The following is a 12,427-nucleotide window of genomic DNA, read 5'->3' as shown; positions in this document are numbered from 1 at the left end:
GGGCAGGACCGCCGGTTAGAGTGACGGGCGTGACGACGCTGCCCGACCGACGCCTGCTGCTGGTCCACGCGCACCCCGACGACGAGTCCATCGGCACCGGCGCGACGATGGCGCACTACGCCGCCGCCGGCGCCCACGTCACCCTGGTGACCTGCACGCTGGGCGAGGAGGGCGAGATCCACGTGCCGGCGCTGGCCCAGCTCGGCGCGGGCGAGGCCGACCAGCTCGGCGGCTACCGGATCGGCGAGCTGGCGGCCGCCTGCGCCGCGCTCGGCGTCACCGACCACCGCTTCCTCGGCGGCGCGGGCCGCTACCGCGACTCCGGGATGATGGGCCTGGCCACCAACGAGCACCCCCGCGCGTTCTGGCAGGCCGACCTCGACGAGGCCGCCGGGCACCTGCTGGAGATCATCCGGGAGGTCCGCCCGCAGGTGATGATCACGTACGACCCGAACGGCTTCTACGGCCACCCGGACCACATCCAGGCGCACCGGGTCGCCATGCGCGGCGTGGAGCTGGCCGCCGCCGAGGGGATCGCCCCGGCGAAGGTCTACTGGACGGCGATGCCGCGCGGTGTGCTGGAGGCCGGCCTGGACGCGTTCACCGAGTCGTCGGACAACCCCTTCGCCGGCATCGACAGCATCGACGAGCTGCCCTTCGGCACCCCCGACGAGGGGATCGCCGCGCGCATCGACGCCACCGACCAGCACGCCGCCAAGGAGGCGGCCATGCGGGCCCACGCCACCCAGATCCCGGCCACCTCCTGGCTCTACTCGATCGCCGGCAACTTCGGCGCCGAGTTCATGGGGGTCGAGTACTTCACGCTCGCGGTCGGCGAGAAGGGGCCGGGCAGCGGCCCGTACGGCTGGGAGGACGACCTGTTCGCCGGGTTGGCGCCGGAGCGGCCGGACCGGTCCCCGGTCACGGCGGCGGCCGGCCTCCGGTGACGCTGCCCGCCGTACCCATGTCGGTCGCCCCCGAGCAGGAGCCCGCCGCGCCGCCCGAGCCGTCGGGCCGGGCGGTCGACCTCGCGCTGCGCGTCGCCGGCGGGGTGGTGGCGGTCTGGGCCGGCGTGCTCGTCGCGGTGCTCGACCTGCTCTACGCCACCTGGGCCTGGGAGGTGGTCAAGGGCCGCCCCGGAGGTGCCGGCAAGGCCCTGGTCGGGCTCGCGCTCGCACTGGGCGGGATCGCCGCGGTGGTGGTGCTGACGGTGCTGGTGAGCGGGTTCGCCCACCGGGCGGTGGGCACCCGCTGGGCGGCGGCGCTGGCCGCCCTGCCCTGGTTCGTGGTGATCGTCGCGGGCGGCTTCCGCACGGTCGAGGGCGATCTCGCGCTCAGCGGCGACAACGTGCTCGGCCTCGCGTTGATCGTCGCCGGCGCGGTCACCTTCGCGGTGCTGGGCTTCCGGCAGCTCGTGGTGCCGCCGGCCGTCCGCTGAGGGTGCAGACGCCGCACAGGTTGCGGTGGTAAGTATTCCTGCCAGGAGCCCACCCGGTGGGGGCGGGCGGTACGGCGGGAGGCGTGCGATGTTCCAGCGGTGGCGTGCGGTCGGCGTGCTGGCGGCCGCGTTGTTCGTGGTCAACGTGGCGGCCCGGGTGGTCATCAAGCTGGCCTACCCGGACGACGACACCGCCGCGGGCCGGGTCTCGCTGGTGATGTTCCTGGTCATCGGGCTGATCCTGGCCGCCACGGCGTTCCGCTGGGGCGCGGACCGGCCGGCCGGCCACTGGACCGGCGACCTGGCCGTCGCGGTGGTCACCGCGCTGGCGCTGACCGTCTTCGTGGGCCCGCTGCTGGTCGGCGAGAACCCGTTCGAGGGCGGCGCCGGCCTCTTCTTCGCCCAGATCTGGCTCTACCTCGCGGCCACCGTGGCCGGCGTGCTGGCCGGCTACCTGGTCCTCACCGCGCTGGGCCGCGACCACCGCTCCCGGCAGCTCAAGCGCTACGCCGAGCTGAAGGCCGCGAAGCCCCGCAAGGTCGTCCGCCGCTGATCAGGCCGGGGCGACCCGGGTCAGGTAGGTGTGGTGGGTGGTGAAGCCGAGCCGCTGGTAGAGGGCCACCGCGGGGGCGTTGTGCTGCTCCACCTGGAGGAAGGCGCGCGTGGCGCCCTCCGCCCGGCCCCAGTCGGCCAGCGCCCGGATGACCGCGCCGGCGAACCCGCGCCGGCGGGCCTCCGGCAGCACCTCGATGAGCGTGAGGCCGAGCCAGCGGCCCCCGCCGGTGACCGTACCCCGGCCCACCGCGAGCAGCCGCCCGTCGACGTGCAGGTGGGCGAAGCGGATCCGGTCCACGGCGGTGAGCACGTGCCGGGCCGCGTCCGGCAGCCCGCCCTTGCGGCCGGCGGCCACCGCCAGCCACTCGGCCGAGGGCGTGGTCGAGAGGCCGACCGCGGGCAGGTCGGGGCGATCCGCCGGCAACGCGGTGAGCGGCGCGGTCTGCACCAGCACCGGTGGCCGGGCGGTCCAGCCGCGCGCGTCCAGCTCGGCGCCCACCGGCGCGGCCAGCGGCAGCGGGGTGTTCACCATGGCGGGTTGGCCGCGCTCGGCGTACCAGCGCTCCACGGCGTCGAGCGCGGCGGGCAGCGGGCGGTCCGGGTCGCCGACCGGCAGCGCGCTGTTCGCCCGGCCGGTCCAGCCCTCGGCGCCGCGCAGCAGCCAGTCGCCGAGCCGCCCGCGTACCGGGGCGGGCCACGCCTCGTCGGCGGCCAGTTCTAGCGCGACCACGGCGGCGGCCGTCGGCCGGCGGGCCGGCGGCACCCGTTTCGCGCGGTGCACCTCGTCCACCGGGACCCGCAGCCGCCCCCGGTCGGTGGACAGCGTGATGTGGGTCTCGCTCAGCTCGACCAGCTCGCCGAGCGCGTCGGAGAAGAGCGGCCGGCCTTCGCGAATCCCCACAATCCGCCGGACCACGATCCGGTGTCCCACGTCCTGCTGTCGGAGCACGATCGACCCCCTCCCCGGCGAGATACTAGGCTCTTACCGTCGCGGATGATCGCGGCGAGTCTTGCGGAGGAGAAGACCGGTGACCTACATCATCGCCGAGCCGTGCGTGGATGTGCTCGACAAGGCATGCATCGAGGAGTGCCCGGTCGACTGCATCTACGAGGGCAACCGGATGCTCTACATCCACCCCGACGAGTGCGTCGACTGTGGTGCCTGTGAGCCGGTCTGCCCGGTCGAAGCGATCTTCTACGAGGATGACGTCCCGGAGCAGTGGAAGGACTACACCGGGGCGAACTACGAGTTCTTCGAGGACCTGGGCTCGCCGGGCGGCGCTTCCAAGATCGGCAAGGTGGAGAAGGACGCGACCTTCGTGGCCGCGCAGCCGCCGCGCGGAGAGGGCCACTGAACCGGTCCGCGCCGGTCTCGTCGCGGCTGCCCGAGTTCACCTGGGACTCCCTGGACGCCGCGGCCGCGACGGCCGCGGCGCACCCGGACGGTCTCATCAACCTCTCGATGGGCACGCCGGTCGACCCGGTGCCCGCGCTGATCCGGCAGGCGCTGGCCGACGCGTCGGACGCGCCGGGCTACCCGCTGACCGCGGGCACGCCCGCGCTGCGGGCCGCCATCGCGGCCTGGGTGGCGCGCGCCTGCGGTGCGGGCGTCGACGGGCTCGGGGTGCTGCCGACCATCGGCTCCAAGGAGCTGGTCGCCTGGCTTCCCACGCTGCTCGGCGTCGGTCCCGGTGACGTGGTCGTGGTGCCGTCCATCGCCTACCCGACGTACGAGGACGGGGCCCGGCTGGCCGGTGCCACCACGGTGCGCACGGATTCGCTGACCGCCCTGGGCCCCGACCCGCGGGTCCGGCTGGTGTGGGTGAATTCGCCCGGCAACCCGACCGGGCGGGTGCTGCCCGCCGGCCACCTGCGCAAGGTGGTGGACTGGGCGCGGGAGCGCGGCGCGGTGGTCGCCAGCGACGAGTGCTACCTGCCGCTGGGCTGGGACGCCGAGCCCGTCTCGGTCCTCTCGCCCGAGGTCTGCGGCGGGTCGTACGAGGGTGTGCTGGCGGTGCACTCGCTCTCCAAGCGCTCCAACCTGGCCGGCTACCGGGCCGGTTTCGTGGCCGGCGACCCGGCGCTGGTGGCCGAGCTGCTCAAGGTCCGTAAGCACGCCGGCATGATCGTGCCCGCCCCGGTGCAGGCCGCCATGGTGGCCGCGCTGGGCGACCAGGCGCACGCCGACGCGCAGCGGGAGCGCTACCGGGCCCGGCGGGAGAAGCTCCACGCCGCGTTCACCGGCGCCGGTTTCACCGTCGAGCACTCCGAGGCGGGGCTCTACCTCTGGATGACCCGGGACGAGGACTGCTGGGACACCGTCGACTGGCTGGCCCGCCGGGGCATCCTGGTCGCGGCCGGCGTCTTCTACGGCCCGGCCGGCTCCCGGCACGTCCGGGTGGCGTTGACCGAGTCCGACGAGCACGTCGACGCGGTCGCCGGCCGGCTCGCCCAGCCCTGACCGTCGTGCCGCGGCGGCCGGCCCTCGTAGGGTCCGGCCGCCGCGGACGCGTCAGCCGTTGATCCGCTGGAACACCCGCAGCAGGGTGTCCCGGCTGCGCTTCTCCAGGAACTCGCTGGCCATCAGCTCCTGCACCGACACGGTCCGGCCGTCGAAGAGGGTGAGGGTGGCCTTCAGCGGCACCTCGCGCTTCACCTCGACCGAGGTGATCTCCTCGTACGGCAGGTACGGGTGCCGGGCGGCCAGGTCGGCGACCGGCACCGCGCCGACGAGCGCCACGAGGCGCTTCTCGCCCTCGCTCGACTTGCCCGGGTCGGGGATCAGGACCAGGCCGTTGTCGAGCACGAGGATGTCGTGCTCCCGGCCGTCGATCTTGATGTTGGCGAGCCCGCCGATCAGGTCGGCGTTGCGGGCCGAGGCCCGGGCCTGCACCACGGTGGCGTGGGCGGCGTCGACACCCAGCTCGGCGAGGCGGGCCAGCGCCTCGTCCAGGGTCTCCGGCGCGACCGCCAGCTTGGCGATGCCGGCCAGGTCCAGCGGCTCGCCCGCCGGGCCGACCAGCTGGGCCGGGCCCGACCAGGAGAGCTGCCAGCGGGCCCGCCCGGAGCGGACCGCGGCGTTGTCCAGCAGGGTCTCCATCGGCCCGGCGAAGGCGGCGGCGGCCTCCCTGCGGGTGGCGCCGCTGAAGAACTGCTCGGCGAACTCCCCGAGCCGGCCGGCGCGGACCAGGTCCAGCAGGATCGGCAGGCCCGGGGTGGGGGTGCCGGTGAACCGCCCGGCCGCCCGGTAGATGCCGTCCGCCTGCCGCTGCACCGAGGCGGCCACCGACTCGGCGACGAACTCGGCCCACGGCAGCAGCCGCCGGCCGCCGTGCTCGACCACCAGGCCCTGGAGCTGCCGCCCGGCGCCGGCCACGTCGGCCAGCAGGGTCCAGGCCGGCCGGTCGTCCGGCGCCACCACCGCGCCGGGCGTGGCGGTCATCGCGGCGACGCGTACGCCGATCGGGGGGTGGGTGTCCCAGCGGGACGGCTCGGGCTCCGGCGCGTTCTCCCGCAGCTCGTCGATCTCCTCGCGGCGGGCCTGGAGCAGCATGGCGAACCCGCCGAAGAGGTCGTCCGGCGCGAGCCCGGCGGACCAGCCCGGCTCGACGTAGCGGCGCATGTAGAAGCCCCAGGCGGCGTCGAGCGCGGGCAGCGTACGCAGCGCCGAGGTCGCCGCCTCGGTGCCGGCGAGCGCCACCGACGACCGGTCCGCCTCCAGCTCCTGGCGGCGCGAGGCCGCGTTGTCGACCATCAGGTAGAGCTTCGCGTAGCCCCGGAAGATCCAGCCGACCGGGTTGCGCGGGCTGATCCGCTCGACGGTCTCCTCGATGGCGAGCCGTCCCCGGTAGGCGACGCCGCCCAGCCGGGTGTGCTGGCCGGAGTAGTGGCCCAGCTCGTGCGCCAGCACCGAGCGGAGCTGGTCGATCCGCATGGCCTGGAGCAGCGGCAGTCCCACGTAGAGGGTCCGCCGCCCGCCGATCAGGCCGAGCAGGCGGCTCTGCTCGCCGACCGCCGCGTTCACCTCGGGCACCAGGCGGATCTCGTCGGGCGCGCGGGTGCCGACCGCGGCGGCCAGCTCCCGCACCGTGGCCCAGAGCCACGGGGCCGCCCGCTCGTCCAGGATCAGGCCGGGCGCCGGCTCGTTCTTGGTGCGGATCGCCTTCCACAGCCCCACCCCGACGGCGCCGAGGGCGACGACCAGCGGCAACAGCAGCTTGCCGGTGATCACACCGCTGGTGTGGCTGAACAGCCAGACGCCGAGCGCGGCCACGGCGGCGAGCTGGAGCAGCGCGACGACGTAGAAACCGATCAACATGACCACCGAGGCGAGCGCCCGGTACGTGGCGGACATGTGCTTCCTTTCCCCGTTGAGACCGGCCCGTCCGGTCGGGCCGCCGGGGGACCGTACGACGCGAGCGCGGCTCGGACAACCCCCTTCCGTGCCCATCCGGCGGCCCCTACGATCTCCGTCGACGCGCACGGGGGAGGACGAGGACATGTGGCCGTTCCGGCGGAGGACGAAGCAGCAGAGTGGACCCGGGCTGCCGGTCGACCCGACGATGGGTGACCCGGCCGCCGCGGCGCTCTCCGAGGCGCTGGCCCGGCGGGACTGGCGGACCGCCCGGGACGTGCTGGTCACCGTCACCGACCCCGACCACCAGGCGTTCTGCCTCTCCGCCGCCGGCCGGGTGCCGGGTGTGCAGGAGTGGATCGGCGAGTGGGCCGACGCCGAGCCGCGCGCCACCCTTCCGCTGCTGGTCCGGGGCACCCACGCCGTGCACTGGGCCTGGGAGGCCCGGGGCGGGGCCTCCTCCTCGCTGACCAGCCAGGAGCAGTTCCGCGAGTTCCGCAAGCGGCTGACCTTCGCCGAGAACCTGCTGGACGAGGTGGCCGCGCGGGACCCCGACGACACCACCGCCCGGGCCTTCCTGGTCACCTCGGCGCGGGGCCGCCAGGTGGACCGGGAGGAGGCGGCGCGGCGCTTCGCCGACGTGGTCGCCCGGCACCCGTGGCACCGGCTGGCCCATGTCCAGATGCTCCAGTACCGGTGCGCCAAGTGGTTCGGCAGCGACGAGGAGATGTTCGACTTCGCCCGGTCCGCGGCGGCCAAGGCGCCGGCCGCCAGCGGCCTGGCCCACCTGGTCGCGGCGGCCCACCTGGAGATGTGGCTGAAGCTGCCCTCCGGGGAGGACGACGCCCACCTCCGCGACCCCGGGGTGCTCGCCGAGCTGCGCGCCGCGGCCGACCAGTCGGTGCGCCATCCGGAGCACGGCCACTACCCGGGCTGGCCGCAGCCGCACAACAACTTCGCGATGTGCTTCGCCGTGGGCGGCGACCACGACGCCGCCGCGGAGCGCTTCCAGGCGCTCGGCGACCTGGTGACCGAGCTGCCGTGGACGTACTTCGGCGACCCGGGCCGGGCGTACGCCCGGTGGCGGCGGACGGTGACGGAACGCCAGGCCTGAGCCGCGGGCGGTATCCTCGGCGGGACTTCCAGCGGGGCCGGGGCCGGCTCCGGACTACGGAACGCCGAGGTGGGCCGATGGTGGGCGGGGCCGGCGGGCAGGCGCGCGCGGCGGTGGTCGGCACCGGCCTGATCGGGGGGTCGGTGCTGCTCCGGCTGCGCGACGCCGGGCTCGACGTGGCCGGCTGGGACCCCGACCCGGCGACCCGGCGGCGGGTCCGCGAGCAGGGCGTCGCCGCGCCCGACACGGTCGAGGAGGCGGTCGCCGGCCGGGACGTCGTGTTCCTGTGCGGCCCGCTGCCCACCCTGCCCGCGACGGTGGCGTCGGTGGCCGCGGCCACCGACGACCGGTGCGTGCTCACCGACGTGGGCAGCACCAAGGCCGAGGTGGCCACGGCCGCCGTCGCGCAGGGGCTCGGGCACCGGTTCGTGCCCGGCCACCCGATGGCCGGCGCCGACCGGGCCGGCCTCGACGCGGCCAGCCCGGCGCTGCTCGACGGGGCCGCCTGGGTGCTCTGCCCTGGCCCGACCGGGATGCCCGCGTTCCGGTCGCTCGCCGCGCTGCTCATCGACGTCTTCCACGCCCGGGTGGTGCCGATGTCCGCCCCGGAGCACGACAGCGCCGCCGCGCTCGCCTCCCACCTGCCCCACCTGCTCGCCGGCGCGCTGGCCGGCACGGTGCAGCGCTCGGCGCTGCGCGACGCGGTGCTCGCGCTCGCCGCCGGCAGCTTCTCCGACGGCACCCGGGTGGCCGGCGGGCCGCCCGAGCGGACCGCGAACATGCTGCTCGGTAACCGGGAGCGTGTGCTGGCCGAGCTGGACGCGGTCCGGGCCTACCTCGACGAGCTGGCCGAGGCGCTGCGGGCCGGCGACCCCGGAAAGCTGGCCGGCCGGCTCGCCGAGGGCCGCACCGCCCGCGCGGCCCTGCGCGGCCGCGCGTTCACCGCCCACCGGCGCGAGTTCCCGGCCGCCGCCGACCACGCCGGCGAGCTGGCCTACCTGCGGGAGCTGGGCGCGGCCGGCGGCCACCTGACCGGCTGCCGGGTGGCGGCGGGCGGGGTCACCTACACGGGTCACCTTCCGGCCACCCCGCCACTAGGCTGAGCCGCATGGCGGACGCACCGGTCGTGGCGGTACGCGGCGAGGCGTACCGGGAGGTGGCCCCCGAGCTGGCCCGGTTCTCCGTGACCGCGACCGCGCGGGACCGCGACCGGGAGACCACGCTGGCCCGGTTGGCCGAGCGGACCGCCGCCGTGCGGGTGCTGCTCGACGCGGCCGAGCCCGCCGTGGACCGGCGGGAGACCGGCCAGCTCCGGGTCTGGCCGGAGACGAAGCGCTCGGGTGAGCGGGTGGTGGCCTACCACGGCAGCGTGACCACCACGGTCACCGTCGTCGACTTCACCGCGCTCGGCGAGCTGATGCTGCGCCTGGCCGACCAGGAGCAGGTCGAGGTGGCCGGTCCGTGGTGGTCGCTGCGGCCGGACAGCCCGGCGTACCGGGAGGCCCGGCACGCGGCGATCGCCGACGCCCTGGCCCGCGCCCGGGAATACGCCGAGGCGCTCGGCGCCCGGGTGACCGCCCTGTTGGAGCTGGCCGACACCGGCCTGGCCGCCGCCCCGGCGATGATGGCGAAGGCGGGCTTCGGCCGGGCCGGGGAGGCCGCCCCCGAGCTGGAGCTGGATCCGCAGCCGCAGCCGGTGCAGGCGGCGGTCGAGGCCCGGTTCACCATCAGCGAACCGGTGCTCGGCTGATGGCCCCCGCGCAGGTGCTGCCGCTCGGCGAGCTGCTGGCCCGGGCCCGGGCCCTCGCCGGGGACGGCCCGCGGCAGCTGCTCGGCATCGCCGGCGCGCCGGGAGCGGGCAAGTCCACGCTGGCCGAGCGGATCGTCGCCGAGGTGGGTCCGACCGCCCGGCTGGTGCCCATGGACGGCTTCCACCTGGCCCAGTCGGAGCTGACCCGGCTGGGCCGGGACGCGCGCAAGGGCGCGCCGGACACGTTCGACGCCAACGGGTTCGTCTCCACCCTGCGCCGCCTGCGCCGGCTGGAGCCGACCTCGGTGTGGGCGCCGGCGTTCCGGCGCGACCTGGAGGAGCCGGTCGCCGGAGCGATCGAGGTGCCGCCCGAGGTGCGACTCGTGGTGACCGAGGGCAACTACCTGCTGGTGCGTGAAGAGCCGTGGGAGGAGGTCCGCACGCTGCTGCACCAGGTCTGGTTCCTCGACCTCGACGCCGAGCTGCGGCTGCGCCGGCTCACCGCCCGGCACGAGGCGTACGGGAAGACGCCGGAGCAGGCCCGCGCCTGGGCGCTCGGCAGCGACGAGGCCAACGCCCGGCTCGTCGCCGGCACCGCCGAACACGCCGACCTGGTGGTCCGGCTAGCCGACCCCCTGCCGGGGTGACGGCACGGCCCGGCGCAGCAGCCGCGCCACCACGGCCCGCTCCCGGGTGAACTCGGCCGCCTCCGGATAGCCGCTGTGGTTGCGGATGGGCGGGTCGGCCACCTCGCCCCCGGCGGGGTGCAGGGCCTCCGGGTCGACCACCGGCACGTCCCGTTCCCCGGCGGTGACCGGCCAGCCCAGCGGATCGGTGTCGCGCCAGAAGTTGGTCCACGAGACGTGTCCGCCGGGCCAGGTGAGCGCCCGGGCCAGGGTGCGCAGCCGCTCGGGGCCGAAGTACGCGGGGAAGACCCGGCCGTAGAGGCGGGTGAGCTGGCACCCGTAGGAGAAGAACCAGGTCCGCCGTCGCCACCGGCGGGGCAGCTGCAGCAGCATGGCGGCGCAGATGACGGTGCCCTGGCTGTGCCCGGAGAGGATCACCCCGTCCATCCGGTCGGGGTGCAGCGGGGGAAGCGCGAGCAGCCCGGCGACCCGGGTCTGGAGTTCCGGCACGGCACGCTCGGCGTAGCTGGGCGGGGCGAGCGGGTGTGCGGCGCGGGGCCAGAAGGTGCCGACGTCCCAGATGACGCCGACCGAGCGGCGCACCGTGTCCGTTCGGTAGACCAGCAGCCCGAGCGCGCTCATCACCACGGGCAGCCAGCCGAGCATGGTGTCGCCCCGGTTGGCCGTCCAGTGAATGGCGGCCGGCCATCCGGAGGGGGAGAGCGGGCTGGGCCGGCTGCGGGAGAGCGCGGCCGCGCAGCAGAGCGTCACCAGCACCACGGAGACGGCCGCGTAGCAGCCGACCAGCCGGATCGCGTGCTCGCCGACCAGCCGGTGCAGCGCCCGGAACGTGCTGACGTCGCGGCAGCGGCGCAGGTCGTGCGCGGAGAGGTTGGCGCCGTCGGCGGTGAGGGCGGCGTACTCGGCCCGGCGCAGCGACTGGAGCAGCACGGCGGCCCGGACCAGCATCGCGAGCAGGGCGAGCAGGGCGACCACGCAGGCCAGCCCGGCCCAGAAGACCGCCAGTGGGGGCACCACCCGGCTGTGGCCGCTCGGGTCGGCCCGGCTGTCGAGCCGGTCGCTGACCCAGTAGAGGAGACCGGCGCAGTAGGCGACCGCCATCATCCACCCGAAGCCGGCGATGAGCGCCGGGCCGCGCCCGCCCCAGGCGAGGTCGGTGTGCGCGCCGAGCGGCTGCACCGGCACGGCCGGCCGGGTCCGCGGCAGCAGCAGCCCGGTCACGGCGATCGCGATGGCCGGCCCGGCGAGCGTCCAGCTGCTCAGGGCGTCCGGCGCGTCCGGGAGGCCGGGCAGGCCGCGCTCGGTCCAGGCCACCCCGAGCGGCAGCAGCAGGCCGCCGGCCACCGGCCCGAACAGGGCGCGCCGCCCGGAACGGTTCACCGCGCCGATGGTGACCAGCAGCAGCGCCTGGTACGTGGCGAGCCAGGCGACCGCGGCGTCGTAGCCGGGCAGCGACCGGTCGGTGCGGCAGCCCGCGATGCCCGGATCGGCGACGCACCCGATGGGCGGCCGGTACGTGGACAGCGGCCGGCCGGCGGGCCCGTCGGGCAGCAGGAGCAGGGTGAACGTCCCGGCCAGCCCCAGCCCGGTGAGCAGCGCCACGGTCGCGCTCCACCGGCCGAGCGGCGTGGCGCCCTGCCGCCGGGTCAGCCAGGGCCGGCCCAACGCCACCACGGCGATCGCCACCACGGCCGCGAGCAGGCCGACGGTCGGCCAGGCGACCGCGGCCCGCAGCCCGCGCGGCGGGTCCATGAGGAGCACCGCAGCCACCGGGACCGCCGCCGCGATCACCGCCCCGGTGCACAGGTGCAGCACGGCGGCCCGGCGCAACTGCCCCTCGCCGTTCCAGAAGGTCGGGTCCTGGAGCGGGTTCTCCAGCGGCTCCGGCCGGTCCGGCGGGTCGGCCGGCGGGCCGTCCTGCCGCGCCGCGGGGCGGGGGTGCGGCTCGGCGGGCATCTCGGCCTCGTACTGGTAGGTGCGCCAGGCGACCCCGCCGAGCCCGGCCAGCAGGAGCAGCGGCAGCAGCAGGCCCGCGGCGAGCGCCCGGGTGTCCTGGCGCCACCAGGCGTTGCCGAGGAACTCCATCGGGCCCGGGAGGTGGCCGAGGCAGTCCAGGCCGACGCACTGCCAGCCGATCAGGTCCACCCCGATCCCGGTCGCCGTGATCACGAGGGTGCCGGTGAGGCTCAGGCAGAACAGCCGGATGAGCCAGGCGGTGATCCCGGAGCGGCTGGCCCAGCGTTCCTGGTCCGGGTCCGGCGGGATGCCGGTGCGGGCGTAGAGCGCCACGTTGGCCAGGGTGAAGGGGAGCAGCAGCGTCCACAGGGCCCGCTCGACGTCGCGCCGGGTCCGCGCGCCGGAGGTCAACTGCCCCCAGCTGTACGCCTCGACGGTGATCGGGTCGTCCCGGCCGGCCGTGCTGGCGCGGTAGAAGCCGGTGACCGCGCCGCCGGCGACCAGGTCGGGCTGCGCGCCGTCGCCGCCGGGGGCGGGGCGCAGCCCGAGCAGTTGGTCGGGTGGGGTGTTCGACACCCCGTGCACGCGCAGTTCGAGCACCCGTTCCATGACG

12 protein-coding genes are annotated in these 12,427 nt (G+C 75.9%); 9 read left to right on the top strand and 3 right to left on the bottom strand.

Going from position 1 to position 12,427, the window contains the following annotated elements; translation table 11 throughout:
• Positions 1–20 precede the first annotated feature (20 nt).
• The 3 genes from mshB (at position 21) to NFX44_RS13590 (ending at position 1,991) form a co-directional block, all read left to right on the top strand.
• The gene (gene mshB / locus NFX44_RS13600; protein WP_262283877.1) at positions 21–947 is read left to right on the top strand and encodes an N-acetyl-1-D-myo-inositol-2-amino-2-deoxy-alpha-D-glucopyranoside deacetylase; all 927 of its coding nucleotides are present in this window, start codon (positions 21–23) and stop codon (positions 945–947) included.
• A 17-nt stretch (positions 948–964) separates the two neighbouring features.
• Complete coding sequence (locus NFX44_RS13595; protein WP_262283876.1) at positions 965–1,438, top strand: hypothetical protein; 474 nt, start codon at positions 965–967, stop codon at positions 1,436–1,438.
• An 88-nt stretch (positions 1,439–1,526) separates the two neighbouring features.
• A complete protein-coding gene (locus NFX44_RS13590; protein WP_262283875.1) occupies positions 1,527–1,991 on the top strand; it encodes a hypothetical protein in 465 nt (154 codons plus the stop codon).
• Here NFX44_RS13590 and NFX44_RS13585 read toward each other — a convergent pair whose 3' ends face one another.
• On the bottom strand, positions 1,992–2,942 hold the full coding sequence (locus NFX44_RS13585; protein ID WP_262283874.1) for a GNAT family N-acetyltransferase: 951 nt from the start codon (positions 2,940–2,942) through the stop codon (positions 1,992–1,994).
• Positions 2,943–3,021: 79 nt separating this feature from the next.
• Between NFX44_RS13585 and fdxA the strand changes: the two genes are divergently transcribed.
• Both fdxA and dapC read left to right on the top strand, forming a co-directional pair.
• Entirely contained in the window at positions 3,022–3,348 is a 327-nt protein-coding gene (fdxA, locus tag NFX44_RS13580; RefSeq protein ID WP_007464872.1) for a ferredoxin, read from the top strand.
• Complete coding sequence (gene dapC / locus NFX44_RS13575) at positions 3,345–4,454, top strand: succinyldiaminopimelate transaminase (protein WP_315974593.1); 1,110 nt, start codon at positions 3,345–3,347, stop codon at positions 4,452–4,454. The genes fdxA and dapC overlap by 4 nt, the downstream gene beginning before the upstream one ends.
• Positions 4,455–4,505: 51 nt before the next feature.
• Here dapC and NFX44_RS13570 read toward each other — a convergent pair whose 3' ends face one another.
• Positions 4,506–6,347, bottom strand: a complete 1,842-nt coding sequence (locus tag NFX44_RS13570) for a M48 family metallopeptidase (RefSeq protein ID WP_262283873.1) — start codon at positions 6,345–6,347, stop codon at positions 4,506–4,508.
• A 145-nt stretch (positions 6,348–6,492) separates the two neighbouring features.
• Here NFX44_RS13570 and NFX44_RS13565 point away from each other — a divergent pair, with 145 nt between their 5' ends.
• The 4 genes from NFX44_RS13565 to NFX44_RS13550 all read left to right on the top strand — a co-directional run bounded on the left by NFX44_RS13565 (position 6,493) and on the right by NFX44_RS13550 (position 9,858).
• Positions 6,493–7,461: a DUF4034 domain-containing protein gene (locus tag NFX44_RS13565; protein WP_262283872.1), complete on the top strand. Its 969-nt coding sequence runs from the start codon at positions 6,493–6,495 to the stop codon at positions 7,459–7,461.
• 77 nt (positions 7,462–7,538) lie between these two features.
• Positions 7,539–8,564: a prephenate dehydrogenase/arogenate dehydrogenase family protein gene (locus NFX44_RS13560; protein ID WP_262283871.1), complete on the top strand. Its 1,026-nt coding sequence runs from the start codon at positions 7,539–7,541 to the stop codon at positions 8,562–8,564.
• A 5-nt stretch (positions 8,565–8,569) separates the two neighbouring features.
• A complete protein-coding gene (locus tag NFX44_RS13555; RefSeq protein WP_262283870.1) occupies positions 8,570–9,211 on the top strand; it encodes an SIMPL domain-containing protein in 642 nt (213 codons plus the stop codon).
• Positions 9,211–9,858, top strand: coding sequence for a nucleoside/nucleotide kinase family protein (locus NFX44_RS13550; protein ID WP_262283869.1), 648 nt, complete (start codon positions 9,211–9,213; stop codon positions 9,856–9,858). Before NFX44_RS13555 ends, NFX44_RS13550 begins: the two co-directional genes overlap by 1 nt.
• On the opposite strand, the gene NFX44_RS13545 is transcribed toward NFX44_RS13550, so the two are convergent.
• Positions 9,835–12,423: a hypothetical protein gene (locus tag NFX44_RS13545; protein ID WP_262283868.1), complete on the bottom strand. Its 2,589-nt coding sequence runs from the start codon at positions 12,421–12,423 to the stop codon at positions 9,835–9,837. The genes NFX44_RS13550 and NFX44_RS13545 overlap by 24 nt on opposite strands.
• Positions 12,424–12,427: the final 4 nt, after the last annotated feature.

Origin of the sequence: Micromonospora sp. MA102 (assembly GCF_025460765.1) — a bacterium.
In the GTDB taxonomy this organism is placed as follows: domain Bacteria; phylum Actinomycetota; class Actinomycetes; order Mycobacteriales; family Micromonosporaceae; genus Micromonospora; species Micromonospora halotolerans.
The sequence above is the reverse complement of the archived record's forward strand: the minus strand, read 5'-3'. Positions and strand labels throughout refer to the sequence as shown.